A 26,621-nucleotide genomic window follows, 5' to 3' on the forward strand; every position below is an offset into this window, starting at 1 on the left:
CTGGTCACTGACGCTTTTTGCTAGAGAACCGCTAAGAAACCTGTCAAAATAGTATTTATAGATTATATCCCTATAACGCACATGATATAAATAATCTATAAGCAGCAATCAGTACCAAACGATAGCAAAGCAAGTAAAAACAAAAAGGATAACTCGATGGCGAAGCGTCTGATAAGTATAATGGTAGTGGCAACGGCGAGTATGTGGACGCTGACAGCCTGCGATAACACCCCCGACTCCGTCGATACTACCGATCAAGTAGCGAACACGGTAGCGACAGCAGATACCACAGCCGAGTCATCGACAGCAGAAGGCAAACTGGCTGCCAACACGGTAGACTGGTCACTGGTAGACAGCGGAACAAAGCCTGCTGACCCCACCAACTACAAGTATCCGTTTGCAATCGATAGTCAAAACGTCCGAGACTATGCTGAGTTTTTCAAAGTGGATGCGGCGACCGCACAGCACAACCTTACTATCAGCATGGCAAGCAACGAAGCACTGTCTAAAGTCTTAGATCAGCTGAGCGAAACCTATGTCTCACATGAGCTGACCGATGGCAATGAGATGACGCTTATCATTCATACCACGCCTGAAGTCGCTGCCAGCAGCTATGATTATGTGCTGTCTGATAACTTTGCCAAAGGACTGGTATTGCCCATTGAGATCAAACCTGATGGTAAAAAAGGTGAGGCGAAGGCGCATGGGGAAATGGTGGAGTAGAAGGATAAGATATATCTCATCTTTATATATACGGCAAGGTTTTTGTGTAGAAGTCTGGGGTAATGATTCAATTGGGTTTTTTTAGCATTTTTCAGATAAATTAGAGTAGTTTATTTTCCTAGGTGCGCTGGGCGCATCCTACACTGACTTTGCTGAACGAAATTTACCTATAACTCACTGCTAATCTTATTCATCCAAAAAGTATTATTATTAAGTTTATAGAAAGACTCGATCTGAATAGTAATATTTTCAATCGTAATATCTAGGACTTTCTCTAGATCTTCAAATGATAAACCTCCACTTAAAATATATATAGCCTCTTCACGAGTATAATTATCCGGCATCCTTTTAAGCTGTTTTTTGTCAAGTAAGTAGTGAACAAATAGGTTTCGAAGAGAGGTCTGTGTCAAAAGCCACTTAACATTTTTATTACTAAATATAGTTTTGAAAAACATTATTTCATTATCAGTGGGTGCTCCCTTCATCACTAAACTTTGAATTTTAGTTAAGCTTTGACACGCATGATAAATATTTATAAATTTTAACCTTAGCAAAGTATGGCTATTTTTTGAAAGAAACTGCGACGTTATCATTCTGGTATAGTTTAATCGAACCAATATCAATATTAATGCTGGCGCAAATCTCTTATTGCTCTCTTGAAAGTTACTACGTTTAAAGAGACTCTTGCTTTTAATATCCAATATTTGGTAATCATTTTTACTAAAAACATAGCCACTATTAATATTAACTTCATCTATTTTAAAGTTTTCAATAATAGTCTGGAGATAAATATCAATAACCTCTCCTATACTAAAAAAATATTCTGATTCGATTTTTGCATCCGGCCCCATATCGAATACGGTTGAATGAGTTGTAGTAATAAAATGTCCTTGATATTTAGTTATACCCATATCGGGTTGAATAAACTGCTTTAGTTTATAAAGTAAACTTGTGTTATGTATTTTAAAAGATTTTGACTGTTTAATATCAATTAGACTTAAATCATCTAACCCTGAGTTAATGTCTTTTGTATATTCAAGAATCTTTGCACGATGTCTTGATTTCCTTAGTGCTTCTATTGAGACGGTGTCGAACAGTGATTTTACTTCAGGAGCTATTTTAACCAAGCAATCATAGCTTTCAGTAACGAACATTGATACTTCAGACATAAATCCGTTGATAAGTAATCCACATTCTTTCAGTTCAGAAATATATACAAGCATATTTCTAAAATAAATAGCATCTGTAAAACAGGCTTTTCGTGCTTGTAACTCATTAACGGTGAACTCATCCTTCACATCACTTTACCTCTTAATAGTTAACGGTTTAAAACTAGCTACATTGAGCAGAAATCCCTGCGTTAAGCTCAGACTAAATCACTATAGTGAGATTAGCGAATATAATATTCATCATCTACTCCCCAACCATCACCAAAAACTCATCCTCAGCCACAATTTTAACGCCCAATTTTTCCGCTTTGGTTAGTTTAGAGCCAGCCTTATCTCCTGCCAGTAGCGCAGTGGTTTTTGCCGAGATACTGCCCGACACTTTTGCACCGAGCGCTTGTAGTTTGGCTTTGGCTTCATCACGCGCCATGCTATCGAGCGCACCTGTGATGACCCACGTTTGCCCATCAAGTGGCAGCCCTTCTGATGCGACCTGCTCGACTTTATCCCAATGCACACCAGCCGCGCGTAATGCAGTGATGACTTCGATATTGTGCGGCGCGCGGAAGAATTTATAGGTCAGCTCGGCAGTAATTTCGCCGACATCTTGGGTTTTTATCAAAGTCTCAATACTGGCTGCCATCAGACTATCTAAATCACCAAACTGCTGAGCAAAGTTCTGTGCCGTGCCTTCACCGACACCGCGTATGCCGAGTGCATAGATAAAGCGAGCCAATGTCGTATGCTTGCTGGCTTCGATAGCGTTGATGATATTCTGAACGGACTTTTCACCCAGTTTTTCAAAGGTCACCATCTCGTCTGCATGGTTGTGCAACTGATAGATATCAGCGACCGTTTTGACCAGACCATGCTCAAAGAAGCTAATCAGCCAACTCGCACCAAGTCCATCAATATCCATCGCACGGCGTGAGACAAAATGAATGAGCGCCTCAGTCTGCTGCGCGGGACAAAACAGTCCGCCCGTACAACGCGCCAATGCCTCGTCTTCTGGCAACACCACAGGCGAGTCACAGACAGGACAAGCCGAAGGTAAGGTTACTGACGTGCTATCGGCTGGGCGCTGATCATGCCAGACACGAGTGACTTTGGGGATGACATCGCCTGCGCGATGCACACTGACCGTGTCGCCTGCTCGTACATCCAGACGCTGAATCTCACCAAAGTTATGCAAGGTGACATTGCTGACGGTGACGCCGCCAACTTTGACAGGTTCGAGCTTACCGACTGGGGTGATTTGCCCTGTCCGTCCGACTTGCCACTCGATATCGTTGAGACGCGTCATGACGGTTTCGGCAGGGAATTTATATGCCGTTGCCCAGCGCGGCTCGCGGGATAAAAAGCCAAGCTGCTGCTGTAGCGCAAGGCTGTTGACCTTGATCACCATACCATCAATCTCAAACGGCAAATCGCCACGACCTTCTATCACAGACTCATAATAGGTCTGCGCGGCACGTGGGTTGGCGACCACTTCTACGGCGCTGACGGTAAAGCCAAGCTCGGTGAGCCATGCCAGAGCTCCTGATTGGGTATCGATATTCTCAGGCAATCCTTGATTGACCGAATAGCCATAGAATGCGAGTGGACGACTAGCAGCCACGGCTGGGTCTAGCTGACGTAAGCTACCAGCGGCGGCATTGCGTGGATTGGCAAAGGTTTTACCTTCACTCTCTTCCGCCAATCGATTGAGACGCTCAAACCCTGCCTTTGGCATCAATACCTCACCGCGCACTTCTAACAGCGCACTATCAGCAGCATCGGCGATCCATAATGGCAGATTACGAATGGTTTTGGCATTTTGGGTAATGTCTTCACCCGTCTGTCCGTCGCCGCGCGTGACCGCTTGCACAAATTTGCCATGCTCATATTTCAACGATACTGCCAATCCGTCAAGCTTTAGCTCCATCTCGTACTCAGGGTTTTGCTGCGAGTCGCTCAGACGATCATTGACACGGCGCATAAAATCGCGCAAATCATCATATTCAAATACGTTGCCCAGTGACAGCATCGGAATGTCATGCGTGACTTGAGTAAAGGCTGAGAGCGGCACATCGCCGACTTGATTGATCGGGCTGTCAGGTTGTATCAGGTCTGGATATGCTTCTTCGATTTCTAGCAATGAGCGACGCAGTTGATCGTATTCACTGTCTTCTAATATCGGATTATCAAGTACATAGTAAGCGTAGTTATGCGTTTTTATCGCTTCGATCAGCGCGCGCATTTTTGAGACAACCTCTGTATTATTGCTGCTACTATCGGCTGAACTGGCTATATTGGATGTCGAAGAAATTTGGCTTTCTACTTGAGTAGATAGATTTTTAGAATTAGTTGATGAGGTGGCGTCAGTCATAGTCGGCGTCTTTTTTGTCATTCAAGATGCCGATATGATAACAAGTTTGCAGGATGCTCGGTATAGTCAATCCGATATAAATCAGATACTGTCTCAGGCTCGCTCAGTCTACTATGTGTAGTACTTACACTCACTTTGCTTGTATCTAACTTATCTTTAACCAACTCTAATATTTTGCAGAAACTAGAGCCCATTAAAAAAGGCAAATAACGTTAATCGCTATTTGCCCTTTTTATGATTGCTTATGCTAGTCAGCTTTTAACTTTTGTAGCTTTTAAACTTTTAAGCTTTTAGCCTTCATAATCACGAACTTGATTACGCAGCTGCTGCTTGTATTCAGGGGTGATTGGTTCGTTCTCTTCATCTAGCATAATCGCGTCTAGATCGCTTGCCATCATATAAGCAATGCTCATCATGCTATCGAAGCTACGCACGGCTTGTGGATGCGGCAATGATAAGAATACCACCACACCGTTATAGGTATTGGTGGCGACACTATGCGGATCAAATGGCGCGATACCGCTATCGGTGATACCCATCATACTGAACCACAGCATACCAGTGCCGTCTTTTTGCTCGTAGCGATGGAACATATTCATCGCACCATAACGCAGACCATATTTGTCAATCAATGCTAATAGATCACGACCACGGATAGTTGAGGCTGGACGATCACGATACTGGTGCGGCAAAATAGTAATATTGATGTTGTCTTTAGCATTGATCAACGGACCGTTTTGCGCATCATCGTCAGACGCGGATAGATGCTGATCAAGTACTGGGCTATTGTTCTCAAAACTTGGCTCTTCTGCCGTGTCGATTGAGGGCATCAAACTATCTGTTGCTGACATCAGGCTTGAGAAAGCATCAGGCTCTTGCTCGACTTGCATTTGGTCAGCAGCAGCTAAGAACTCAGTATCATCGCTACGTTGCTGCTCCTCTTGCCAGCGTGCATAGTCTGCATCATCTATAACGTCATGCTCGGTATCTACCACATGGTTGCGCTCAGCCGTCAGCTGCGCATCGACATTGGTATGAGGCTGAGTCAGTGGCTCTTCTTCGACGACAGCATTGAGATAGCTGCGGTCAGGGCCGATACTCGTCTCGCCCGCGACCGTATCGTCAAAGTCTGGCTGATCGACGATGTTGCGCTCGTGACGCGGTATGATAGGAATACCATTTTTGTCATAATTGACCGCTGCCGCTTCAGCATTACCGCGGCGCTTAAAACTGCGAATGACCATAAACAGCCCTGCAAGCACGATAAACGCGGCAATGGCAATCAATATAAACTGAATAACGGTCATGATAAATACATCCTAGTATATATAACAAAAGGGAATACACAAACGAGCATAAATGGCAATATTCTAGCATGGCTAATCTATGTCGTCACCACATTGTGTACTTTATAACCAGTATGCTTGGCTAAGGTCAAGCTTATTTGCGTTTATGCTAATGGATTGATTATATTTGCATTGCTCTGATTCTTATAACCTATTTGCTGTCGGGCTTTTGTATTAGCTCTCTACGTAACGCGCGGCCTCATCGAGCGATACACTGACTAGGGTAGAAATGCCTGCACTGGGCATGGTGATACCTTTTAGCTCATCAGCAATTTGCATCGTCAGCTTGTTATGACTGATAAAGATAAACTGTAAGTCATCTGCCAGCTCATGAATGAGACTGGTAAAGCGTGCAACATTGGCATCATCAAGCGGCGCATCGACCTCGTCTAGCACACAGAACGGTGCGGGATGCTGCTTAAATATCGCAAAAATCAAACTCAGCGCAGTAAGGGTCTTTTCACCGCCAGACAGTACCGCTAATCGACTGTTGCGTTTGCCCTTAGGCTGCGCCATTAGGGTCAACCCTGCCCGCCATTGCTCTGACTTTGGCGTACCTGCAGGCATCTCGTCAGCGTTCAATGTCAGGCTAGCTTGTCCACCGCCAAATACTTTGGCAAATAAATTGGACAGCTCGTTATTAACTGCATCAAGTGTCTGCATAAATAGCGTCTTAGTCGTCTCATCGATAGAGGCAATCGCCTCGACCAACGTCTGCATACTAGCCGCAATATCTGTCGTCTGCTGAGCAAGTGGTTCTAGACGCTCATTGACCTCAGCAAGCTCTGCCACTGCTGCCAAATTGACTGGCCCAATCTTGCTCAATTGCTGCGCAAGCTTAGTGCGCTCGGACTCTAGCTCAGCGATTTTGTCTGGACGGACGCGGCGATCATGCGCGATGAAGTCTGCTAATAAGTTTGAGACGCTCATGCTTTGCTGCTGTGTATGCGCAGCTTTTGCTTTGTATTTTTCAGTTACACGAGCGTAAGCGTCTAGAGCACTTTGTGTATGCGCAATGGCATCGTCTAATCGTGCCGCGCTTAGTGCCAGTTCAGTTGCATGCTGGGCAAGCGCGCCCTGCTGTGCTTGCAAGGTGTTCTGTAAGGTATCAAATGCCGTCTGCTGCTGAGCATACGTTTGTTTTAGGGCACTTAACACGCTATCGCGCTCGCTCAATAATACTTGCTGTGCATCACGAGCTGTCTGGGCGCCCTGCAATGCGGCTTGTAGCGCTGGCAGTTTAGCCTGCTGCTGTTCATAACGCGTCTGTAATGTTTGCTCGTTCTCTAACGACTTGTCATATTGCTCGGTCGCACGAGCCAGACTGTTGATAGTAGTCTCTAGGCGTATCTCATGCTGCTGAATACGCAGCTGCAAGGCTTGCCATGCGTCATCATCAGCTTGCCGCGCACGGTTTAGCGCACTGCGCTCCGCTTGTAATTGCTGAGTGATGGTGCGTGCTTCTGCGATTTGCGGTGTGAGCGTAGCGATTTCGCTGTCGATATGCTGCTGCTCATGCGTAAGCGTCTGTTGTTCTTGTATCAGTTCTTGCTCTTCTTGCTCAAGCGTCACTTTTTCAGCGTTCAGGCGTTGACTATCCGCTTGCAAACGCTCGGCACTCGCTCGCTCGGTCGTCAGTTGCTGCTGGTAGTGATGCTTATCACGGATTAGCTGCTCAGCTTGCGCACGTGTCTCTTCCAGACTGACCATCAGCGCATCATAGTCGCGCTGGTTTTTAGCAATGGTTTGCTGTTGATCTTGGATACTCGTTTCAAGTTCATCGAGCAAGTCTTCTAATACTTGTAAACGATTACGCTGCTCTAGACGCTGCGTGAGGAACTGGCTACTGCCTTCGTTCTGTCTGTCTTGCGCACCAGCGAGTTTGCTTAAATTAATTGTTCCATGACGACTGATAAGCCAACCGTCTGCGGTTAACAAAATAGCTGACGATGGCAACGCTTTTAAGATATTGGCAAAATCTTCAAGAGTCTGCTGATTGGTCGCTTTTGATTGCGTAATATACAAGTAGCACTGCTGCCAAAGCGCTAATACTGGCTGCTTAATCAACTGCGATAATGGCAGCACTTTATCAATCAAGCTAACTGGCAAATCACTGATAAAGGCATGGTCTTTGACTTCGTTCTGCTCAGTAGGCAGCCACATGCTATGACCTATTTCGACTGTTGCTTTATCTTTGGTATTGGCAGGCTTATTCTGTGAGGTTTGTGCGGTTTGATACATCAGTAAATCATTGACGTTCGGCGTAAGCACCTGCCACAAGCTATCGGCTTTTTGAGCCTCACCGCTCATATGATCAACGTGTGACGGATTGATTTGGTTAGCTTGTTGGTTGGAGATTGGCACATGACTGTCTAGCCATAATCCCAAGATGCTATCGAGTAGCTGTGCGTGCGCCTGCCCTTTTGTACTCAGCTCAATTCGCTCACGTAGCGTCGCGATAGCCAATCGCTGAGTTTGTGCGCTATCACTGTCTTTATTGTCTGTTACCGCGACTTGTACGGGTGCTGATTTCTGCTGAGCCTGCTGTGTAGGTTTGGGATGTAGTATCTGATGCAAGGTATCGTATTCGCCTGCCAGCAGCGCATGACGTTTTTCATCGTCGCTCAGCTCACGCTGCTGCGTGCTTAGGTTTTGCTGCAAATGATGTGCTTGCGGCTGCATATCGGACAGCCGTTCGTCCACGCTGTCTTTTTGACGTTCAATCTGCTGTAGCTTTGTGTTCAGTTGAGCAATTTGATCCTCTAGCACCTGACTCAGGTCTTGCTTATCATCTGCCTGATTTGTATTAGCATTGACACTAGCAGCATTAGCATTAGCATTAGCATTAGCATTAGCATTAGCATTAGCATTAGCATTAGCATTAGCATTAGCATTAGCATTAGCATTAGCATTGTCAGATGGTGATAGTGATTGCTGTAGCTGCTGCCAGAGATTTTGCCAATTTTGCTCGCGGCGCTGCCATTTGTCATGATTTTGATGATGACGTTTTTGTGCTTGAGCATTAATCGTTTGCTGCTGCTCAAGCGTGCGCGCTTTATCCTGCAAGCGTGACAGCTGGTTTTGCGCGTCATGCCATGCGCGCTGCAACGGCTGCTCGTTACGCTTATCATTGTCGCGCTTACTGGTTAGCTCAGCGAGCTGCGGACGTAGTTCATTTAGGGCATTGCGCTGCGCTACTTGCTCAGACTGTAAGTGCTGGGTGTCAGTAAGGGCTTGCTCACGCTGCTGCGCTAAGTGAGACAGTTGCTGCTCGATAGCTGCCAGTTGTGAGGTGGCGTCACCTAACTGATGCTCGGCGTTTTGATAGCTGAGCTGCTGCTGATAGTGAGCGCTTTGGGCATCGTCTTTGAGCCACTGCTCTTGATTAATACGTGCAGTGAGCTTGTCTTGCTGAGTTTTGAGCGCATCGTAGTCAGCTTGCAGCGTTGATACTTCTGCGGTACTTCGCTGGTGCGCTATTTTTTGCTGCTGCTGATTATGCTTGGCTTGATAGAGCTGCTGGATGGCAAGCTGCTGCTCTATATCGGCCAAGCTTAGAGAGAGCTCTTCGTAACGCTGTGCGCTCGCTGCCTGTTTAGCCAGTGTCTTTTGTTGGCGCAGTAGCTCGCTTTGCATATCATGCAGACGTGCTAGATTGTCTCTTGTTTTCTCAAGCTTCTTTTGTGTTTCTTCGCGGCGTGCTTGATAGCGTGAAACCCCAGCCGCCTCTTCAATAAACTCACGCAGCTGTATAGGGCTAGATTCAACAATACGCCCAATCATGCCTTGCTCAATCACCGCATAACTGCGCGCGCCCAGCCCTGTCCCCAAGAACACATCGACCACATCACGGCGGCGACAGCGCGTGCCATTGATAAAGTAGTCCGAGCGCCCCTCTTTATTTACCTGACGGCGAACGGACAGCTCTTGATATAAGTTAAACTCATGGCGAATGCCCGTCTGCTCATCTTGAGTATGCTCAAAAGTCAGCTCAACACTGGCGACGCTCTTGGCGGTTTTGTCCTGCGTACCAGCAAAGATAACATCACTCATCGCCCCGCCGCGCAGCTGCTTGGCGGAGGTTTCGCCCAGCACCCAGCGAATGGCATCAATCACATTGGATTTGCCGCAGCCGTTTGGTCCGACAATGGCAGTAATACCATGACGAAAAGTAAAGGTCGTTGGGTTGGCAAAGGATTTGAATCCTGCCAGCTTTAGAGATTTTAAACGCATGAATAGTCAGTTGATATGGCAAAAACAGGCGGCTATTCTACCTGAAATTGTGACTGATTTTTAGGATTAAACAGCCAAGTGCATAAATGACTTTGCCTTAAGGCTTTGGTGAAACCCTTGTAGCAATTTTTGTTCGACTTGGCAGGTATCATTTTCTGCTAAATAACGATTATTAAACTCAATCAGTGCTGGCCACGTGAGACTGGCTACTTGGAGATGATCAACAATATCTAACAGCTCTTTTCTTAATAAGTGCTGATACTTCTTAGGTCTTTTGTGACACAGTGCCAGTTCTCGGTCGACGAGGCGCTGCTTACTATGCTCTAACGCATCACCGCCAATGAATAATAATAAAAACGTCGCGCCTTTATCGATAAAGCCTTTTTCGAGCAAATGCTCGTACATCACGCAGTACTTTAGGATCTGATCTGGGTTTTTTCGACTATTGAATTTTAATTCATTGGCGATCAGTACATTTGACTGATGGTTATAAGCCAAATTGTCCATATACATGGCTTTTAGCGCTGTACTGGCTTCAAACAGTCCGCTGTTGCCGTGTGTCGACCATGTTCCACCTGTCTTAAAAGTCACAAATTGCTGATAAAATAAATCTAAATAGACATCACTACATAAGCTCAAAAATATATCGAACTCTTTATTAAGATACTCTTCAGAAAAAAACATGACGCGGCGAGTGGCTTCTCTCGGATGGCAAATACCGACCCTTTGTGTTGAATAAGTCTCTAGCTGCTCAGACTCATGCATTTTTGTATTGAGCTTTTTGATGATAGATTGTTCAATTTCTTCTACGTCTTTACCTGCCAACTCTGGATCGGTCGCCCATTCGATGATTTGGCGTACGTATTGTTTTTTGGTGATACCAAGAATCTGCTTTGGCTCCCACGCCAAAAACTCTACCATGTTCGTAAGACCAGTCGTCCATGATATCTGGTCTTTTAAATGATTTATTGAGCCAAAAACACGGCGATATTTTTCTGCTGCTTTCATACTAAGAATGTCTCATGTTTTACATTTTTTATAATAAAAATTTGAGATTGCTACAATATGCCCAGTCCACTTAATAACAACTGCCCTCCTGCAAATATCAGTAGTACGCCAAACGCGCGCTTAAGCATCAGAGCAGGCAATACGTGGGCAAGCTTGGCGCCCACCTTTGCCATCGCAAAACTGACCACTGAAATGCACAAAAACCCTGTGACATGCACAAACCCGATGGTGCCTTCAGGAAGGTTGACCACATCTTGACCGAACCAAGCAAAGCCAGCCGCACCAGCTAATGCAATGGGTAACCCGCACGCCGCCGACGTACCGACTGACTGCTTCATCGGTAGCCCCGCCCAGTTCAAAAACGGTACCGTCAAGCTACCACCGCCAATACCAAAGATAGACGACGCCATACCAATGCCCGTACCAGCGCCAAACTGCACACCAGCAGGGGGCAACGGTTTGCCCAATTGCTCTTTGTTAGAAAAGAACAGCATCTTTAGGGCAACCAATAGCGCACCAAAACCAATGATAGCTTGTAGCGCCTGTCCATCAATCATATCTGCGATACCAGCGCCAACCAGACTACCGATGACTAGACCAAGCGCCATCTTGCGCCATACTTCCCAGCGGACACCGCCGCGTTTATTATGAGCTGTCAGTGAGCTGATCGAGGTCACCACAATAGTCGCAAGAGACGTACCAATGGCCAAGTGAGTGATCACTTCTGGCGAAAAGTCATAAGCGGTAAATATCCAGACCAGTGCAGGCACGATAATCATACCGCCACCCACGCCAAACAGACCTGCACTGACCCCTGCAAACGCCCCTGCAATCACAAACCAAACATATAACATCATAGAAAAAACCTTTTATAATACTGACTGGCGCTATAGTACTCGCTGGCGCTTGAGCATGTTTAATTACATTTGCCAAACCTCAATGTGAGCTTTATGCTGTCTAATCGGTACTGTCTGACGATAACAATCGCCCAGTATATCAAAGTTTCCTTCAACCACATCGACTAAACTTATGCCACCACTCACTAGTTTTTCCGCCTATTTATCTGAGCTCAACCACCGCCACGTCGTCAGTAGTGCCTCGACCAATAGCGAGCTGATAGAGGCGCTACAGGATGGCACGCTAAATGCTGCTACCGTACACGTTTTGACCGCGGAGACTCAAAGCGCTGGACGTGGTCAGCATGGGCGCTCATGGCAGTCACCACGTGGCAATGTCTATCTGTCACTGTACCATCCTGTGCATACGCCCATCAGTGGGTTGTTGTCTTTGATTATTGGCCTTGAGCTGGCAAAGATGCCTGTCATCCAAATATTGAATGAGCAACTGCAAGCACAAGGGTTAACTCCAGTAGGTGTGAAATGGGCAAATGATTTGGGCTTTTATCCCCCTCAAGAGGCTCATCGTATATCATCGGATAACGCCGCCGCACAGCAACAGCAACAGCAACAGCAACAGCAACAGCAACAGCAACAGCAACAGCAACAGCAAACACTACCTTTTCAAAAACTCGCTGGCATCTTAATAGAACCCGTAACCAAATCTGGCAAATTGGTCGGTGTGGTGCTAGGCATTGGTTTGAATGTAAAAGCGGCGCCAACGCTCACCGCGCAAACCTCTGAAGGCATGAGCTATCAGGCGATAAGCTTACAAGATATTCATGCAATGCTGCAGCCAGCAGCACAAGCCACTAGCCTACCAGACTTACAAACGCTGTATCAGCAGATGAGCAAAGCCTTGATGGCGGCGATGACACGCTTTGAGCATTTGGATATAGAAAAACCAACAGGTCATACCTATTATTTAGACGGGTTTTTGCAACAGTTTGCAGCAATGGACGCACTGGCAGGACTACGTATACGCGTCACCCAAGACTATAATAATAAGAAACAAGTCGTCACAGGAGTGGCGTGCGGTGTCGATACGCATGGGTGTTTGCAATTGCAGCAAGATAACGGTAAGATTTCTACGCTTTTTACTGGACGCATAGACGTTATTTATTAGGCTTAGATGACTATATTGATGAACCCCATCACTAACGAGCACTTTGTAAAGGGATTTTTATGCTCTGGCTTGATCTTGGAAATACCCGCCTAAAATACTGGCTGACCGATGATATCGGGCAGATAGTCGCCCATGATGCCAAGCAGCATTTGCAAGCGCCTGCCGAATTACTTATGGGTCTGACGGATCGTTTTGAGCGTTATGCGCCTGACTTTATTGGTATCTCATCGGTATTGGGCGACAATCTCAATGCCAAAGTCTCAGAGACGCTCAGCCGTCTGAATATTCCGTTTGAGTTTGTCCATGTCAATGCCGCGCATGCACTGATGAAAAGTGATTACGACGACCAACAGCTCGGCTGTGATCGCTGGCTACAGATGCTTGGGGCGGTTGACAAGAAAAAACGCCAATGCGTGATCGGTTGCGGTACCGCGGTGACTATTGATTTGATTGATCATGCTGAGCATTTGGGCGGTTACATCTTCCCTAGTATTTACTTGCAGCGTGAATCACTGTTTTCTGGTACCAAACAAATCACGATCTCTAACGGTACTTTTGATAGTGTTAGCCAAGGCGTGACTACCCAAGATGCGGTTCATCGCGGGATACTATTGTCCATTGTTGGCGCCATTAATGAGATTAGCCGTCGTCATCCCAACTTTGAGGTTATTATGACAGGCGGAGATGCAGCGACTATTGCTCAGCATGTCAATCGCCCCGTACGCTTGCGTGATGATTTATTATTAAATGGATTGGCGCGATATTTTGATTACCATAACCAACCATAGACACTCACAGATAACGTAATTAACGCAATGTTATGCCCATAAAAAAGCAGCACGTCTAAAACGTGCTGCTTTTTTGGTATTGTCTTTTGAAGATAGTTTTTATAAAACTTTAATCTTACTCAGCTAACTACTACGCTAATATCGCTTTATTTGGTTTCGTTAAATAGCTCACGACCAACCAGCATACGGCGAATCTCGCTGGTGCCTGCACCAATCTCATAGAGCTTGGCATCACGCCAGTAGCGACCTAGTGGATACTCATTGGTATAGCCGTTGCCACCAAATATCTGAATACCCTCGCCTGCCATCCAAGTGGCTTTTTCGGCACACCATAAGATCACACTGGCGCAATCTTTACGCACTTCTCGGCTATGACCGGCACCGCGCGCATCTAACATATCCAAATTCTTGCCGACGGTATATAAGAAGCTACGACCAGCTTGTAGTATCGTATACATGTCTGCGACTTTGCCCTGAATCAACTGGAACTCACCAATCGCTTGACCAAACTGCTTACGATCATGGATATAAGGTACAACATTGTCCATTACTGCTTGCATGATACCGATAGGACCGGCGGCCAATACAGCACGCTCATAATCGAGCCCGCTCATCAGTACCTTCACGCCCTCATTGAGACCGCCTAAGATATTTTCGCTCGGTACGGTTACGTTATTAAAGGTCATCTCGCCCGTATGACTACCACGCATGCCGAGCTTGTCTAGCTTTTGCGCGGTGCCGAAGCCTTCCATGCCTTTTTCAACGATGAATGCCGTCATGCCTTTCGCGCCCATTTCAGGGTTGGTCTTGGCATAGACTACCATCACATCCGCATCAGGACCATTGGTGATCCACATTTTACTGCCATTTAATACATAGTTGCCGTCTTTTTCTTCAGCTTTGAGCTTCATGCTAACGACGTCTGAGCCAGCGCCTGTCTCACTCATTGCTAAGGCACCGATGAACTCACCGCTGATGAGCTTTGGTAAATATTTTTGCTTTTGCGCCTCAGAGCCGTTACGTTTGATTTGGTTAATACATAGATTAGAGTGCGCACCATAGCTAAGCGCTACCGATGCCGAAGCACGGCTAATCTCTTCCATCGCGACCATGTGTGCGACGTAACCCATGTTAGAACCGCCATACTCTTCAGGAACGGTAATGCCATGTAGTCCGAGGTCCCCCATCTTTTGCCACAAATCCATGGGGAACTCATCACTACTGTCAATTTCGCTTGCGCGTGGGGCAATCTCGTTTGCCGCAAACTGCTGCACGACATCACGTAGGGCGTCGATATCTTCGCCAAGCTGAAAATTTAATCCAGGTAAACTCATAACCATTCCTTGTATATAAATGTTCTTAATTTTTGCGATAATTTTTAAGACTGACGTTTATTGATTAGAGCCCGAGCCACGTTTGAGCCATTTGGACGCTTCAAATATGCACTGATCCCTTCACCCGCCACGACCAGCTTATCTAAATCAATACCGGTGCTGATACCCATGCCATGCAGCATATATACCACATCTTCAGTCGCAACATTGCCCGTTGCGCCTTTGGCATACGGGCAACCGCCGAGACCAGCGACGGAGGTATCAAACTCACTAACACCCATTTGTAATGCAGCCAAAGTATTGCTTAGTGCTTGACCATAAGTATCATGAAAATGACCAGACAGCATCGTGATATCAGCATACTCAAGGGCAGCTTGCAACGCTCGTTGTACTTTGAGCGGTGTACCCACACCGATCGTATCAGCGATGCCAATCTGCTCAGAGCCAATCTCAACCAATCGTTTGGTGACATAAGCGACTTGGCTGGGGTCAATCTCACCTTCATAAGGACAGCCAACCGTACAAGAGATAACACCGCGTACTTTGATACCCTGCGCTTTTGCTGCCGCAGCCACTGGTGCAAACCGCTCAATACTCTCATCAATACTACAGTTGATATTTTTTTGGCTAAAGGTTTCACTCGCTGAACCAAAGATAACGATTTCATCAGGACGATGTACGATGGCATTTTCAAAGCCGCGCATATTGGGTACTAATACTGAGTAGCAAATGTCTGTCTGACGCGTAGGCTCAAGTGCGTCAAGCAGCGCACTATTATCGCCCATCTGTGGCACCCACTTTGGTGAAACAAAACTGGTTGCTTCTAGTTTTTTGACGCCCGCTGCAATCAGATCATTAATGAGTGCTTGCTTAATAGCGGTCGGCACCGTCATCGATTCGTTTTGGAGTCCATCACGTGGACTGACATCGACGATAGTGACATGCTCTGGATACGAATGGCTCATACTTATTATCCTTTTCTATTCGCTTTCACTATCGATACGTAATAGCTCATCACCATCAGCGACCAAGTCACCTGCTGCAAATAACAGCTCTGCTACCACACCATCGGTCGGTGCCGTAATCGTATGTTCAATCTTCATAGCTTCGATGACGGCAAGTGGCTCACCTTTTTTAACAGTATCGCCAACAGCCACTTTGAATGCAACCACTTGCCCTGGCATTGGTGATTTTAAGCTACCAACCGCTGCTGTATCCTCGCCTACATGTGCCATGATATCAATAAGCGTAATTTCATCACGTCCGCTATCTGTGAATACATAAACTGTCTCATTATTGACCCAGCTTTGGGCACTGATACGGGCACCCTCTAACCATAAGGTATGATTGTGCGCGTCACTGCTATCATAGCTGACTTGCCCTTCATAAACCGTTTCGGTCTGAGCAGCTACATTGATATTATCTTGCGTATTCGCGATTTCTTTCTCGATAACAAGCGTAAAGCTACTGAGATTATCGTCGCTCTTCTTGCTGTCAGAGCAACTCGCATTGTGCCAATTGCCAATGCGAGCACTATAGGCTTGCTCATCATAGACCAAGCTAAATGAACGAGTATAGTCGCTATAAGCACGGAAACCCGTTGGCTTGTTGAATGGATCTAAGCCATGCGTAGTCGCTTCGCTCGCAAGCTGCTGCGTAATAGCCGTTACCACAAGCGTCGACAATCCAAGCGGATGCTGATCAAAAAGCTTGTCCTGCTCGCGCTCAATCAAGGCGGTATCAAGATTGGCTTGGCTAAATGAATCGGTATTCAAAATATAACGCAAAAATGCCACGTTATTTGGCAGACCTACAATACGCGTCTGCGCCAATGCCCGATCTAGTCTAGCTAACGCTTGCTCGCGCGTAGGCGCATGGACGATCAGCTTGGCAATCATAGAGTCGTAGAAAGGACTAATGACATCACCTGCGCGTACGCCATCATCGATACGTACGCCATTACCGTCTTTATCAATGACAAACGTACTGTGCTCAGGCTTTTGATAAGTGAATAACGTCCCTGTCGCTGGCAGGAAATTATTGTCAGGGTTTTCAGCGCAGATACGTGCTTCGATTGCATGACCGTTGATAGCCAGATCATTTTGCGTTTTTGGCAATGGCTGACCTGCCGCAACCAACAGCTGCCACTCGACCAAATCGACACCAGTAATTGCTTCACTAACGGGATGCTCAACTTGCAAGCGCGTGTTCATTTCCATGAAATAAAAATTCATAGCGTCTTCACGCTGCTCAACGATAAACTCAACCGTCCCAGCACCCACGTAATCGACAGCACGTGCTGCTTCGATTGCCGCTGTGCCCATCGCTTCACGCATGGCAGTATCGACACCGGGTGCTGGCGCTTCTTCTAGTACTTTTTGATGACGGCGCTGTACGGAGCAGTCACGCTCAAACAGGTGCACGTAATTGCCATGTGTATCACCGAATACTTGGATTTCGATATGACGTGGTTTGAGGGCGTATTTTTCAACCAACACTTGATCATTACCAAAACTGGTAATCGCTTCACGGCGGCATGAGTCGAGCAGGTCAATAAAATCGCTGCTTTGCTCAACGATACGCATGCCTTTCCCACCACCACCAGCGCTGGCTTTAATCAAGACAGGATAGCCAATACTATCAGCCTGCTGCTGCAAAAACTGAGCATCTTGGTTTTCACCATGATAGCCGGGTATCAGTGGTACGCCAGCAGCCTCCATCAAGCGCTTAGACTCAGACTTACCGCCCATGGCGCGAATAGCATCCGCCGATGGACCGATAAATACTAGACCAGCATCCTGGCAAGCCTGCGCAAAATCTGCGTTCTCACTTAAAAATCCATATCCTGGATGAATTGCTTGAGCGCCCGTTTGCTTAGCGATAGCAATAATAGCATCGCCTTTTAGATAACTGTCTTTCGGTGCCGAACCGCCTAAATAGATAGCTTCATCACAGACAGCCACATGTTTGGCGCTACGATCCGCATCAGAATAGACAGCGACGGTACTGACGCCAAGACGCTTAGCAGTCGCGGCCACTCGGCAAGCAATTTCACCACGGTTGGCGATTAGAATTTTAGAAAACATAACTATCCCTGTGTCTTGTCATTATTATTTGACGTCTTGTCTATTTGCTCATTTATCTACTATTCATCATTAGTCTGCTGTCAGCCAATCAGGTTTACGCTTTTGCAAAAACGCTTGCACGCCCTCTTTACCTTGCTCTGATGAACGAATATCAGCGATACCTTTTACGGTATCGGTAATCAGCTCATCAGTAATAGGTGTACCAGCGATATCGTGTAATAGTTGCTTGCAGGTTTTGACAGCATCAGGGCTGTTCTTAACTACTTTATTACAGAATGCAGCCACTTCATCGGCCAGCCATTCTTCGCTAACACGCTCGTGGATAAAGCCAAGCTGACGGGCTTTTTTGGCATCGAACACTTCAGCACTTAAGAAATAACGCTGCGAGGCTCTAGCACCTAACGCTCGGATGACATAAGGACTGATCGTGGCAGGCGCTAAGCCTAAACGCACTTCACTGAGGCAGAAATTAGCAATTTTGACCGCAATGGCTACGTCACAAGCAGCAACCAGACCCATGCCACCTGCATAGACATCGCCTTGAATAGCCGCAACTGTTGGCTTAGGACATTCATAAATAGTCTTAAGCATTTGCGCCAATTTATCAGCATCTGCTAGATTCTCTTCATAGCTGTAATCTGCCATGGCACGCATCCAATTGAGGTCAGCACCTGCACAAAATGCCTTGCCAGCTGCCGCGAGTACAATGACACGTACTTCATTATCAGTACCCAACTTCGTGAAGGCCTCTGTTAGCTCGGCAATCATTTCATCGTTAAAGGCATTACGTATCTCAGGACGATTCAACGTCACTGTCGCCACGTGCTGCTCGACGTTAACCAGTAGGTTTTTATAATTTTTATCACTATCTTTTTGCATAACTTTCTCTATATTTTCTATGTAAATACTTAAACAAACTCTTGGGCAATCCATAATAATATTAAGACAAGGAAATCAACTGCAGATATACAAATCGTGTTTCAAATGAAGTTTACACAGTAGTCTCTTATTATGGGTAAACCTTAAAACTATTACATTCTAAAGACACCAAAGGTCGTCTCTTCAATCGGTGCGTTATAAGCCGCGCTCAACCCTAGTGCCAACACATTACGCGTATCAGCAGGGTCAATTACGCCGTCATCCCACATACGTGCGGTGGCATAATACGGATGACCTTGCTCTTCGTACATCTCACGAATCGGCGCTTTAAATTCGGCTTCATCTTCTTCGCTCCACGCTTCACCCTTACGATCGAAATTATCACGTTTGACCGTTGCTAATACTGAGGCTGCTTGCTCACCACCCATGACAGAGATACGCGCATTTGGCCACATCCATAAGAAACGCGGGCTATAAGCGCGGCCACACATGCCGTAGTTACCAGCGCCGAATGAGCCACCGACGATGACGGTGAATTTTGGCACTTTGGCATTGGCAACTGCCATTACCATCTTGGCACCATGACGAGCGATACCTTCGTTCTCGTATTTGCGGCCAACCATAAAGCCAGTAATGTTCTGGAGGAATACTAATGGAATTTTGCGCTTACAGCACAGCTCAATGAAGTGCGTGCCTTTTTGCGCTGATTCACTAAATAGAATGCCGTTGTTGGCGATGATACCGACGGGCATCCCTTCGATATGTGCGAATCCGCACACCAGCGTCGTACCAAAGCGCGCTTTGAACTCATCAAAGGCACTGTCATCAACGATACGGGCGATAATCTCTTTGATATCAAATGGCTTGCGCTTGTCCGTTGGAATCACGCCGTATAGCTCTTTGGCATCATAACGCGGCGGACGCGGTGTGATTTGATTAGGAATGTTTTTCGCAGGGCGATTGAGATGACTGACAATATTACGTGCAATCGACAACGCGTGCGTATCGTTTTGCGCCAAGTGATCAACCACGCCTGACAAACGCGTATGCACATCACCGCCGCCCAAGTCTTCTGCAGTAACCTCTTCGCCCGTCGCTGCTTTAACCAGTGGCGGACCGCCCAAAAAGATCGTGCCTTGCTCTTTTACAATGATAGACTCATCACTCATAGCAGGCACATAGGCACCGCCAGCAGTACAACTACCCATGACGACGGCAATTTGCGGAATACCTGCTGCACTTAGATTGGCTTGGTTAAAAAAGATACGACCGAAGTGCTCCTTATCAGGGAACACATCATCTTGATTGGGTAAGTTGGCACCTCCTGAATCGACTAGATAAACGCACGGCAGATGGTTTTCTTGCGCAATCTCTTGAGCGCGTAGATGCTTTTTGACGGTCATTGGGTAGTATGTGCCACCTTTTACTGTGGCATCGTTACAGACAATCATGCACTCAACGCCATTGATACGGCCGATACCGGCAATCACCCCAGCCGCTGGAATCTCTTCACCATACATATCATGTGCGGCCATTGGCGCCACTTCTAGGAACGGTGTACACACATCCAGCAGACGCTCGACCCGCTCGCGTGGTAACAGTTTGCCACGTGCAAGATGCTTGGCACGTGCGCGCTCCGAGCCACCTTGGGCAACTTTACGCAAGTGTGTATACAGGTCATCGACGATCTCTTGCATCGCGGCACTGTTTTGCTGAAAATCGCTTGAGTTCGGACTCAGTTTACTGGTTATAGTAGCGCTCATGATATCCCTTTTTCTTTTATACATAGATACGTAATTACGAGTAGCTTGTTATGCGAGTCGCTTTTTAGATGCGCAGTCATTTATTTAAATAATACTGACCGCTGTTTTTAATGGCTACTCACATGGTTCATCTTTTATATTTTGGATCTGGTAAACAAGTTTAAAGCTGATAAGCAAGGCTATTAAAGACCCAACTCTTCTTTCATTTGCTCAATAATTTTATACTTTTGGATTTTGCCTGTGATGGTCATTGGGTATTCAGTCACAAAACGATAGTATGCCGGTACTTTATAGTGAGCGATATGCTCACTACAGAACTCTCGTACTTCCTCTTCGGTTAAGCAGCCCGGTTCTTTAGGAACAATCCATGCTGCGAGTACTTCGCCATATTTTTCATCTGGTATACCGACGATCTGTACATCGCGAATCTTTGGATGACGATAGAGGTAGTTTTCGATTTCTACCGGATAGATATTCTCGCCACCACGGATGACCATATCTTTACTACGACCGACGATTTTGACATAGCCGTCTTCATCCATTGTCGCCAGATCACCTGTATGCATCCAACCATCTTGGATGGCTTCACGTGTCTTGAAGCGACTGCCCCAATAGCCTTTCATCACTGAATAGCCACGTGTGAGCAGCTCACCTGTCTCTCCTAACGCTACGATCTCACCCGTTGCGGTATCAACGACTTTTACTTCTAGCGCAGGCTGTACTAGCCCCACGGTCGAGACTTGCTTATCAAGTGGCGTGTGCTCATTGGTCTGACAAGACACGGGGCTGGTCTCTGTCATACCATAGGCAATGGTGACTTCACTCATATGCATATTATCGATGACGCGGCGCATGACCTCAATCGGACAACTGGACCCTGCCATGATACCTGTGCGCAGAGTCGATAGATCAAAGTTTTTAAACTCAGGATGGTCGAGCTCTGCGATAAACATCGTGGGCACACCATGCAGACCTGTACATCTCTCTTCCTCTACAGCTTGCAATACAGTCAGTGGCTCAAAGCCATCATTTGGATAAACGATACAACCACCATGCGTAAGAATCGCTAGGTTGCCAAGTACCATGCCAAAGCAATGATATAGCGGTACGGGGATGCAGAGTCTATCTTCTTCAGTGAGGTTCATCGCCTCACCAATGAAATAACCATTGTTTAAGATATTGCGGTGACTTAAGGTGGCGCCTTTTGGAGTCCCTGTCGTGCCACTGGTGAACTGTACATTGATAGCATCGGTGTTTTTGAGCTGAGCTTGGCGCTCTGCGACACGTGGATCATTGGCATCACCCTCACTCATCCAGCTTGAGAATTTCTGCATAAAGCCAAAGGTCTCATCAGACTCTGGCTCATCAATCCAAATGATACGCTCAATCGTTGGAATCTCAACCAAATCAAGCTGAGTGTAGTCTTTGTGATAAATCTCAGGACACAGCTCACGGATTAGGCCAGCATAGTCACTGGTTTTGAAATGGCGCATAAGTACAAGCGCTGAGCAGCCGAGTTTATTTAGAGCATATTGCAACTCAAAAGTGCGGTAGGCAGGATTGATATTGACAAGGATGACGCCAACTTTTGCTGTGGCTAACTGCATCAGTAGCCATTCAGCATTGTTATGTGACCAGATACCGATACGATCGCCAATCTCAAGCCCCATCTCAATCATACTGCTAGCCAACTGATTGACTTGCTGCTGTAGCTCACGATATGTCCAGCGGATGTTTTGATGACGAACAACCAATGCTTCGCGATTAGGATACTTAGAAACAACAGCATCAAAAAAGTCGCCGATTGTCGCTTCAATCAGCGGTACATCAGGACCTTTATCGTAGCTTTGAGTGAGCGGTGCATTTGCTGAGCGCGCGCCCATATTTATACTAGGAATGTTGTTTAAAATGGCATCGAAGTCAATGCGAGTCGAATCGAAATCGGGAGTTTGAGTCATAACGAGTCCTTTCGTTTTACTTTTTATGTGCTGATTGATCGCTTGTATACAAACCTTCTTCCGTGATGAGGCCGTGCATAGCGTTCAGCTACTATAACGCCATAGGCAAAAGCCTGTCAACAATATCAATACAATATGTATCATTTAATTAGTCATAAAAAATACTTGCTCAGAGATATATAACGAAACATAGCATAGAATCATGGCAAATTTTTGACACAAAAAAGCCAGCCCTATTAACTGTTATAGGGCTGGCGCAGTCATAAACGCTGTTTTTAAACGTGCTTATTCGAAGCCAGTTTATTATGATGATTTAGGAGTGGCAGGTGCTTTTATCGTTACCGTTGCACTAACAACATCATTCTCATCCAGCAAATCCATAACAAGCTCATCATCACTTTCGGTTTTGACTTGCCAATTGCCAATCGCTTGTGGCACACCCGTCACCATCACAGAGATCGCTTTGTTTTTTAGGCGAATCATAGGTGGCTTATGATCGTAGCCATCATGCTCATGACCTAAGATATCATCAGCGATGGTCGCAGCCTGTGCCCGCAGCGGTGCGACGTAGCGACACGCGACCCCATTGATAGACATGCAGTCACCAATGGCATAGATGTTCGCCGCGTTGGTACGCAGTGTCGCTGCATCAACCACAATACCCGTACGACGATCGAACTCCACGCCAGCCGCAGTCGGCAGTTGAGCGTCAACGGTCAAACCTGTACTGGCAATTACGTGATCGACAACTAGCGGCTCAAGCGACTGAGCATCAGTGTTGTCTGCATCCGATGATAATGGTGCATAGTCTACTCGCAGCTTATCGTTTTCACTGCTATCGCCAACACGGGTAACTGCTGATACTTGATAACCACCCAAGAACTGGATGCCTTGTGACTCAACTGCCTTAGCAATACGTGCCGTCGCTTTGGCTGGTAGCATCTGTGATAGCGGCGCATCATTGAGATCAATCAGCGTTATTTTGTGCCCTGCTTTAAGTAAGTCTTCTGCAATCTCTGTCCCCACCATACCCGCACCAACGATTGCAACGTGTTGGCTGCCGGTTGCCAGTTTTTCTTGTAGCTGACCGAAACGCTCAATATGATTGACATGCCAGACCAAATCTTGCGGCAAGCTCTTAGGAAAAATAGGATGTGCGCCCATTGCTAGCACCATTTTTTCATAACCGATGGTCGTCGGTGCGTCGTCTGAGTGCTTGGTAGCACGCAGTTGTAGGGTTTGGCTCACCGGATCAATATCTGTTACCTCTGTATTGGCCAGCAAGGTTACGTCTGCTGTTTGCGCCGCATCTACGCCCGTCGCCCTTACTAAATCTGACGCGCGTTTGTTTTGACTGATTGCCATGGTCAGCATCGGTTTGTGATAACGATCACCACTGTCCACTGTGATCAAAGTGATTGGAATGACTTTATCTTTGGCACGAATAGCATCAATCACATGCCAGCCTGCCAATCCTGCACCAATGATGACGACACCTGTTTTCGCTGATGCTGATGATATTGTAGATAGATTTTCTGCGCTCATAGTAGCTCCAATATAGATGAGGAATTTTTTTAATTATCGATAATAATGGCAGCTATTGTATCAGTAAACAGACATGCACTCACCTATCTAACCACGTGTATTAGTCAATATCGAACGCCATGCGATGTGCTGTTGCACGCATGGTGCCACTGTCTATTAATTTTTCTATACAGTATAGACTCGCATGGATGCCTGCACTGATTCCCGCTGATGTGACAATACTACAAGTGTCATCGCTTGCATCCACAAAACGCTGTTCAGAAATAACGATGATATCAGGGTATGATGCCAGATTATCCAGATCCATCCAGTGAGTGGTCGCTGACCTACCAGCGAGCAAACCTGCCTTTGCTAGTAACAAGGCACCTGTACACACTGAGAGTGTCAGTACTGCCACGTTTGTTTGGGCAATAATCCAATCAATCACTGCCTTATTATGTATTTCTGTTTGTTCAGCACCATAACCACCAGGAACTACCAACACATCAATAGCTGGATGAGTGGCAAAACTATAATCAGGAATAACCTGTAAACCGTTTCTGGCAGAGATCGGTGCTTGATGCTCAGCAATAGTAATAACCTCAAAGTGCTTATCGCTTGCACCGTTCTCCGCCAACGAGAACACCTCAAAAGGCCCAGCAAAGTCCAATACTTCTACTTCATTAAACAGTAATATACCAACGGTTCGCTTGACCATTATAGTGCCCCTCAATTAAGCTGATATCGTTAAACAATATTCAATCCGTTAATATCGTAATCATTATCTTCATCGGTGTTTCTAAGTCGGTTTTTTTAAAGAATAAGTTTAGCCATGGCATCTGCCTTTGCCGTATTACACTGTTGCAGTCCGGCGAGTACACCTGCTCTATTTTCAGCTGTTTTGTTTTGACTCAGCTTAAACTGTGCTTGAATGTCTGTAATACTGATGCGAATACCCACAATTGCTCGACAAAGTGCCTGAATATAATTTTCTGGCGCATCATCAAGTGACCACGGAATAGGCTGATTGGCTTCAAAATCTTGAGTGAGTTCCGATAATATTTCCGTCAATACCATAGGGTCGGTCAATAGACTAACTGAGCCTTTGATATGCACACTACGATAGTTCCAAGTCGGCACTTCTTTGTGGGTTATTGCTTTACTTGGGTACCAGTTGGGACTGATGTAATGACCCGCATCCTGAAATATAATCAGCCATGGTGCATCGAGATTATCATAGTCGTTCAAAGCGTTTACTTTGGCGATGTGACCGTATAGGCAACCGTACTCACTACCATCATCCTGCCAATACATGGGGATATGACAAGCCTCTAATCCATTCTGTGTTTGTACAACAACAGTCGCTAGAGGCTGCTCTTTGATAAATGCTTTTATCGTATCAAAACGCTCTTCTTTAAATGCTTTAGGAGTAAACATAGCAAGCTCCAAGTCGTTTTTTGAATAACCATAGAAAAGAGAGTGAATACAAAGCGCCCTATCAAAGAGAGCATTTCGCTATCCTTAATAGGGCGCTTTGTATAACCATTAATAGTAAAAAGTATATTTGTGGACGTGTTTTTTACTATTAATGGTACTGTTAGTAGCATTACGATTGCAAATAATGCCATCAATAGTCGCAAATCAAAATACGATCAATGATTCAAAATCTTTGATAAAAATTGCTGTGCGCGTTCACTTTTTGCACCTTCAAAGAACTCATCCTTACTACAGTTTTCTACCACATGTCCTTCATCCATAAAGATAATACGGTTGGCAACCTGACTGGCAAAACCCATTTCATGGGTCACGCACATCATAGTCATACCATCGCGAGTCAGCTCGACCATTACATCGAGCACTTCTTGGATCATCTCAGGATCAAGCGCGGATGTCGGCTCATCAAAGAGCATCGCCACAGGATCCATAGCCAGTGCACGAGCAATCGCCACACGCTGCTGCTGACCACCAGAGAGCTCAGCTGGATATTTTGCTGCCTGTACCGTCAGACCAACGCGGTCTAGGTATGCCATAGCTTTCTGCTTGGCCTCGCTTTCTTTGCGTCCCAATACTTTGATCTGTGCGACGGTCAGATTATCAATAATCGTCAAATGCGGAAACAACTCAAAATGTTGAAACACCATGCCGACACGGCTACGTAACTTGGGTAAATTGGTCTTTGAGTCACCGACAGAGACGCCATTGACCATGATTTCCCCTTTTTGAAAAGGCTCAAGTCCATTGACCGTCTTAATCAAGGTTGATTTACCGCTACCTGATGGGCCACAAACCACGACCACATCCCCTTTATGTACATGCGCGGTACACTCCTTCAGTACCTGAAAGTCTCCATACCATTTACTGACATCGGACATTTGAATGACCATCTCATCACTAGCATGACCATTGTTGGTGACCAGTCCGCC

At 46.1% G+C, this 26,621-nt stretch carries 19 protein-coding genes; 3 read left to right on the top strand and 16 right to left on the bottom strand.

The window, feature by feature from the left end; genetic code table 11:
* Positions 1–156 precede the first annotated feature (156 nt).
* Positions 157–723, top strand: a complete 567-nt coding sequence (locus AC5JPO_RS06795; RefSeq protein ID WP_493853614.1) for a hypothetical protein — start codon at positions 157–159, stop codon at positions 721–723.
* 167 nt (positions 724–890) lie between these two features.
* Here the strand turns inward: AC5JPO_RS06795 and AC5JPO_RS06800 are convergent, their stop codons facing one another.
* The 6 genes from AC5JPO_RS06800 to AC5JPO_RS06825 all read right to left on the bottom strand — a co-directional run bounded on the left by AC5JPO_RS06800 (position 891) and on the right by AC5JPO_RS06825 (position 11,698).
* Complete coding sequence (locus tag AC5JPO_RS06800; RefSeq protein ID WP_493853615.1) at positions 891–2,021, bottom strand: hypothetical protein; 1,131 nt, start codon at positions 2,019–2,021, stop codon at positions 891–893.
* A gap of 115 nt (positions 2,022–2,136) precedes the next feature.
* Positions 2,137–4,257, bottom strand: a complete 2,121-nt coding sequence (gene ligA, locus AC5JPO_RS06805; protein WP_493853616.1) for an NAD-dependent DNA ligase LigA — start codon at positions 4,255–4,257, stop codon at positions 2,137–2,139.
* Between the two features lie 290 nt (positions 4,258–4,547).
* Positions 4,548–5,564 (bottom strand): cell division protein ZipA, encoded by a 1,017-nt coding sequence (locus tag AC5JPO_RS06810; protein WP_319051074.1) that lies wholly within the window; start codon positions 5,562–5,564, stop codon positions 4,548–4,550.
* 213 nt (positions 5,565–5,777) lie between these two features.
* Positions 5,778–9,836, bottom strand: coding sequence for an AAA family ATPase (locus tag AC5JPO_RS06815; RefSeq protein WP_493853617.1), 4,059 nt, complete (start codon positions 9,834–9,836; stop codon positions 5,778–5,780).
* 66 nt (positions 9,837–9,902) lie between these two features.
* Positions 9,903–10,844, bottom strand: coding sequence for a hypothetical protein (locus AC5JPO_RS06820; protein WP_493853618.1), 942 nt, complete (start codon positions 10,842–10,844; stop codon positions 9,903–9,905).
* A gap of 50 nt (positions 10,845–10,894) precedes the next feature.
* A complete protein-coding gene (locus AC5JPO_RS06825; RefSeq protein ID WP_319051233.1) occupies positions 10,895–11,698 on the bottom strand; it encodes a sulfite exporter TauE/SafE family protein in 804 nt (267 codons plus the stop codon).
* A gap of 175 nt (positions 11,699–11,873) precedes the next feature.
* Here AC5JPO_RS06825 and AC5JPO_RS06830 point away from each other — a divergent pair, with 175 nt between their 5' ends.
* The gene (locus AC5JPO_RS06830; RefSeq protein ID WP_493853619.1) at positions 11,874–12,866 is read left to right on the top strand and encodes a biotin--[acetyl-CoA-carboxylase] ligase; all 993 of its coding nucleotides are present in this window, start codon (positions 11,874–11,876) and stop codon (positions 12,864–12,866) included.
* A gap of 59 nt (positions 12,867–12,925) precedes the next feature.
* A complete protein-coding gene (locus AC5JPO_RS06835; protein WP_493853620.1) occupies positions 12,926–13,654 on the top strand; it encodes a pantothenate kinase in 729 nt (242 codons plus the stop codon).
* A gap of 146 nt (positions 13,655–13,800) precedes the next feature.
* Here AC5JPO_RS06835 and AC5JPO_RS06840 read toward each other — a convergent pair whose 3' ends face one another.
* The 10 genes from AC5JPO_RS06840 to AC5JPO_RS06885 form a co-directional block, all read right to left on the bottom strand.
* Entirely contained in the window at positions 13,801–14,988 is a 1,188-nt protein-coding gene (locus tag AC5JPO_RS06840; RefSeq protein ID WP_493853621.1) for an isovaleryl-CoA dehydrogenase, read from the bottom strand.
* A 44-nt stretch (positions 14,989–15,032) separates the two neighbouring features.
* Entirely contained in the window at positions 15,033–15,953 is a 921-nt protein-coding gene (locus AC5JPO_RS06845; RefSeq protein ID WP_493853622.1) for a hydroxymethylglutaryl-CoA lyase, read from the bottom strand.
* A 15-nt stretch (positions 15,954–15,968) separates the two neighbouring features.
* The gene (locus AC5JPO_RS06850) at positions 15,969–18,074 is read right to left on the bottom strand and encodes an acetyl/propionyl/methylcrotonyl-CoA carboxylase subunit alpha (RefSeq protein ID WP_493853623.1); all 2,106 of its coding nucleotides are present in this window, start codon (positions 18,072–18,074) and stop codon (positions 15,969–15,971) included.
* A 69-nt stretch (positions 18,075–18,143) separates the two neighbouring features.
* Entirely contained in the window at positions 18,144–18,953 is an 810-nt protein-coding gene (locus AC5JPO_RS06855) for an enoyl-CoA hydratase/isomerase family protein (protein WP_493853624.1), read from the bottom strand.
* Positions 18,954–19,105: 152 nt separating this feature from the next.
* Positions 19,106–20,716 carry a carboxyl transferase domain-containing protein gene (locus AC5JPO_RS06860; RefSeq protein ID WP_493853625.1) on the bottom strand — a complete coding sequence of 537 codons (1,611 nt, stop codon included), beginning with the start codon at positions 20,714–20,716 and terminating at the stop codon, positions 19,106–19,108.
* Positions 20,717–20,898: 182 nt separating this feature from the next.
* Positions 20,899–22,674 carry an AMP-binding protein gene (locus AC5JPO_RS06865; protein ID WP_493853626.1) on the bottom strand — a complete coding sequence of 592 codons (1,776 nt, stop codon included), beginning with the start codon at positions 22,672–22,674 and terminating at the stop codon, positions 20,899–20,901.
* 303 nt (positions 22,675–22,977) lie between these two features.
* Positions 22,978–24,219, bottom strand: a complete 1,242-nt coding sequence (locus AC5JPO_RS06870) for an FAD-dependent oxidoreductase (protein WP_493853627.1) — start codon at positions 24,217–24,219, stop codon at positions 22,978–22,980.
* 100 nt (positions 24,220–24,319) lie between these two features.
* Positions 24,320–24,916, bottom strand: a complete 597-nt coding sequence (locus tag AC5JPO_RS06875) for a DJ-1/PfpI family protein (protein WP_493853628.1) — start codon at positions 24,914–24,916, stop codon at positions 24,320–24,322.
* A gap of 95 nt (positions 24,917–25,011) precedes the next feature.
* Positions 25,012–25,635 carry an FMN-binding negative transcriptional regulator gene (locus tag AC5JPO_RS06880; RefSeq protein ID WP_493853629.1) on the bottom strand — a complete coding sequence of 208 codons (624 nt, stop codon included), beginning with the start codon at positions 25,633–25,635 and terminating at the stop codon, positions 25,012–25,014.
* A gap of 215 nt (positions 25,636–25,850) precedes the next feature.
* Positions 25,851–26,582, bottom strand: coding sequence for an amino acid ABC transporter ATP-binding protein (locus AC5JPO_RS06885; protein WP_493854021.1), 732 nt, complete (start codon positions 26,580–26,582; stop codon positions 25,851–25,853).
* Positions 26,583–26,621 lie beyond the last annotated feature (39 nt).

Source organism: Psychrobacter sp. H25 (assembly GCF_059076335.1).

Bases quoted from the DNA above. Each gene is read 5' to 3' on its own strand.
- AC5JPO_RS06825 (WP_319051233.1), bottom strand. From the start codon at position 11,698: ATGTTATATGTTTGGTTTGTGATTGCAGGGGCGTTTGCAGGGGTCAGT.
- AC5JPO_RS06875 (WP_493853628.1), bottom strand. From the start codon at position 24,916: ATGGTCAAGCGAACCGTTGGTATATTACTGTTTAATGAAGTAGAAGTA.
- AC5JPO_RS06865 (WP_493853626.1), bottom strand. From the start codon at position 22,674: ATGACTCAAACTCCCGATTTCGATTCGACTCGCATTGACTTCGATGCC.
- ligA (WP_493853616.1), bottom strand. From the start codon at position 4,257: ATGACTGACGCCACCTCATCAACTAATTCTAAAAATCTATCTACTCAA.
- AC5JPO_RS06810 (WP_319051074.1), bottom strand. From the start codon at position 5,564: ATGACCGTTATTCAGTTTATATTGATTGCCATTGCCGCGTTTATCGTG.
- AC5JPO_RS06830 (WP_493853619.1), top strand. From the start codon at position 11,874: ATGCCACCACTCACTAGTTTTTCCGCCTATTTATCTGAGCTCAACCAC.
- AC5JPO_RS06835 (WP_493853620.1), top strand. From the start codon at position 12,926: ATGCTCTGGCTTGATCTTGGAAATACCCGCCTAAAATACTGGCTGACC.
- AC5JPO_RS06845 (WP_493853622.1), bottom strand. From the start codon at position 15,953: ATGAGCCATTCGTATCCAGAGCATGTCACTATCGTCGATGTCAGTCCA.
- AC5JPO_RS06870 (WP_493853627.1), bottom strand. From the start codon at position 24,219: ATGAGCGCAGAAAATCTATCTACAATATCATCAGCATCAGCGAAAACA.
- AC5JPO_RS06815 (WP_493853617.1), bottom strand. From the start codon at position 9,836: ATGCGTTTAAAATCTCTAAAGCTGGCAGGATTCAAATCCTTTGCCAAC.
- AC5JPO_RS06850 (WP_493853623.1), bottom strand. From the start codon at position 18,074: ATGTTTTCTAAAATTCTAATCGCCAACCGTGGTGAAATTGCTTGCCGA.
- AC5JPO_RS06855 (WP_493853624.1), bottom strand. From the start codon at position 18,953: ATGCAAAAAGATAGTGATAAAAATTATAAAAACCTACTGGTTAACGTC.
- AC5JPO_RS06840 (WP_493853621.1), bottom strand. From the start codon at position 14,988: ATGAGTTTACCTGGATTAAATTTTCAGCTTGGCGAAGATATCGACGCC.
- AC5JPO_RS06880 (WP_493853629.1), bottom strand. From the start codon at position 25,635: ATGTTTACTCCTAAAGCATTTAAAGAAGAGCGTTTTGATACGATAAAA.
- AC5JPO_RS06795 (WP_493853614.1), top strand. From the start codon at position 157: ATGGCGAAGCGTCTGATAAGTATAATGGTAGTGGCAACGGCGAGTATG.
- AC5JPO_RS06860 (WP_493853625.1), bottom strand. From the start codon at position 20,716: ATGAGCGCTACTATAACCAGTAAACTGAGTCCGAACTCAAGCGATTTT.
- AC5JPO_RS06820 (WP_493853618.1), bottom strand. From the start codon at position 10,844: ATGAAAGCAGCAGAAAAATATCGCCGTGTTTTTGGCTCAATAAATCAT.
- AC5JPO_RS06885 (WP_493854021.1), bottom strand. From the start codon at position 26,582: ATGGTCATTCAAATGTCCGATGTCAGTAAATGGTATGGAGACTTTCAG.